We start from the raw sequence: 2,696 nt of genomic DNA on the forward strand, positions 1-2,696 counted from the left end.
ACTGAAGCGCTGGTGATTTTGTCACGTAAACTTGCGCGTATTGCATACGCGCTGCTGAAGAGCGAGAAAGCATACGTCAGCAAAACTGCCTAAAAAACGTTGTTCGCAACCATAGAATCTCCCACAGGGGATTGGGGGATGGCTGGGGAGTCAGTGTGCGCGATCGAGGCCGGCGAGCAAGGCGCTGTCGCGGCTGTAGATGTCCGGCGCGTAGCGCACGTGGCCGTCGCTGCCGACTTGCGCCGTCCAGTAGGTCATCAGGATCGGCACTGGCGCGGAGAGGCGAAATTCGTGAGTCGTCCCGGTCGCCAACAGCGTTTCCGTGCGCGCCTTTTCCGCCGGGCTCAGCAACAAATCGCGCAGCTGCATCGGGTGCTCGACCCGCACGCAACCCGAGCTGAACGCACGCGGCCCCTTGTCGAACAGCGCCTTGCTCGGCGTGTCATGCAAGTACACCGAGAACGGATTGGGGAAGCGAATGACCATCTGCCCCAGCGGGTTACGCGGGCCGGCGTCCTGACGCAAAAGGATGTTGCCGGGATTGTCCCAATCGACATCCGCCGCGGCCAAAGGCTGGCCTTTGGCATCGAGCACTTGCAGGTTCTGGCGGCTGAGGAAAGTCTGATCCTTGCGGATCGCCGGCAGTTTGTCTTCTTTCCAGATGGTCGGCGGCACCGTCCAGGTCGGGTTGAGGGTCAGGCGCGTGACGCGGGATTTCAGCAGCGGCGTCTGCCGCTCGGCGCGACCAACCTGGGTACGGGTCTGCCACACCGGTTGGCCGCCCTGATACAAAGTCAGTTCAGCAGCGGCGACGTTGACCAGCAACCCGTCGGGCTCCATGTCTTGGGCCATCCAGCGGAAACGTTCGAGGTTGACCCGCAGCTGTTCGCGGCGAGTCAGCGGGCTGATGTTGAGTTCGGCAATCGTCCCCGGCCCGACCACGCCGTCGGCCTGCAACGAATGGTTGGCCTGAAAACTTTTCACCGCCTCGACCAGCACACCCTCGTAAGCGTTGCCCGGCGTGCTGCCGGCGTGGGCCAGATAGCCTTCGCTGTACAGACGCTGCGCCAGTTCCGGCACGCGTTTGTCTTCCATGTCCGGACGCAGCAACGGGCCATTGCCGACCGATTGCCACTGCGGCAATGCCTTGAGGCGTTGCGCGGCGTAGAGGTGACGCAAGCTTTGATACTGCGCGAGGTGTGGACGCGCGCGATCGAAGGCGCCGGGAATGTCCTGCATGCCCGGCACGGCAATCGCCAACAATTCCGCCTGACGGTCACGCGGGGTGTCATCGGCATGCCACAGCGGCTCGAAGTGCGACTGCAACAGGCTGCCGTAATGCAGATCCTGCAGGGCTTGCAGGTAGTAGCGGCTGATGTCGATGTCGGCGCAGAGTTCGCCATCCTGCGGAGGAACGCTCGCTACTGGGTAGCGTTTTGGATTCAGGCCATCGTCGGCCAACAGCGGCAATTGCGCTTGTAAAGCCTGCAAACGTCCGGATTCGCTGGCCCACACTGGCATCCAGTCCTGCTGTTCATAGAACGCCTGCAACTGGGTCAACGCCGCCACGCTCAGACGCGCGGCAATCGCCGGACAGGCCTGCGGCAAACTGATCAAAACAGCCTGCAACGGACTCTGCGGTTCGACCGGCAACTCGGCCGGTGGCGTCGGCAGCGTCTGCAAGGGCGGCAGCGGCTCATCGGCACAAGCGACAAACGGCGCAGCGAGCAAACAAATGCTCAAGTAGCATGCGTACTTTTTGAACAACTGCTTTACTCCAATCCATGGCCGTCCAGATGACGGTCAACCTTACAACAGGTGTGCTGAACAGTCAGGCTCGATCTTCGGGCGTGGCGGTTATGACTGGGAGTCAGGAGCCAAAGTGCCAAATGAGTAGCAAGTGAGGACACTTTATAAATGTTGACGTTTTTGCGCCGACTTCTGCTGTCCACCGCGACCCTTGTCGCTGTGACCAGTCCAGTTTTTGCCGCCGGCAAACCATCGCCGGTTCTCTACAACAGCCTCGCCCACGCCGCGCCAGAACTCAATCCCCAGGCGCTGAAAGGTGCATTAAGCGCCATGCAATGTGCGGTCAACAATGGGGCGAAGCCGTCCCGCCATCTGGCCGTCATCGATTATTCGCAACCGTCCACAGAACGCCGCTTGTGGATTTTCGACCTGAGCAAACAGAAGTTGGTTCTACGCGATTTGGTGGCGCACGGTTCCAACTCCGGCGAAAACTTTGCCACGCAGTTTTCCAACCGTGAAGGCAGTTATCAATCCAGCCTCGGCCTGTTCCGCACCCAGGAAAGTTACAGCGGCGCCCACGGTTATTCGTTGCGCATGGACGGTCTGGAACCGGGCTTCAATGACATGGCCCGCGATCGCGCGATCGTCATTCACGCCGCCAGTTATGTGAATCCGTTGTGGAGCAAGAAACAGGGGCGCATCGGCCGCAGCCAGGGTTGCCCGGCGGTTCGGCCACAGATTGCCAAGCAAGTGATTGATCGATTGAAGGATGGCCAGTTCATGTTTTCCTGGTACCCGGATCAGCGCTGGCTGAAATCCTCGCCGTACCTCAACTGCCAACCGCAGCAGGTGGCAAGCATCCTCAGCACCCACGCGAGTTAACCCCTCACCACAAAACCCGTGTAGGAGCTGCCGCAGGCGGCGCACATTTTATTTTGGGTGGAGAA

2 protein-coding genes are annotated in these 2,696 nt (G+C 60.4%); one reads left to right on the forward strand and one right to left on the reverse strand.

Going from position 1 to position 2,696, the window contains the following annotated elements:
* Nucleotides 1–150 precede the first annotated feature (150 nt).
* The gene (locus tag QMX93_RS30435; RefSeq protein WP_282359295.1) at nucleotides 151–1,767 is read right to left on the reverse strand and encodes a L,D-transpeptidase family protein; all 1,617 of its coding nucleotides are present in this window, start codon (nucleotides 1,765–1,767) and stop codon (nucleotides 151–153) included.
* Nucleotides 1,768–1,917: 150 nt separating this feature from the next.
* On the opposite strand from QMX93_RS30435, the gene QMX93_RS30440 reads away from it, so the two are divergent.
* Nucleotides 1,918–2,631, forward strand: a complete 714-nt coding sequence (locus QMX93_RS30440; protein WP_053121034.1) for a murein L,D-transpeptidase catalytic domain family protein — start codon at nucleotides 1,918–1,920, stop codon at nucleotides 2,629–2,631.
* The last annotated feature ends 65 nt before the right edge of the window (nucleotides 2,632–2,696 follow it).

Origin of the sequence: Pseudomonas sp. PS01303 (genome assembly GCF_029959385.1) — a bacterium.
Taxonomy (GTDB): domain Bacteria; phylum Pseudomonadota; class Gammaproteobacteria; order Pseudomonadales; family Pseudomonadaceae; genus Aquipseudomonas; species Aquipseudomonas rustica.

What these genes read in the sequence shown, in the direction of transcription:
- QMX93_RS30440 (WP_053121034.1), top strand. Translation starts at nt 1,918, where the DNA reads ATGTTGACGTTTTTGCGCCGACTTCTGCTGTCCACCGCGACCCTTGTC.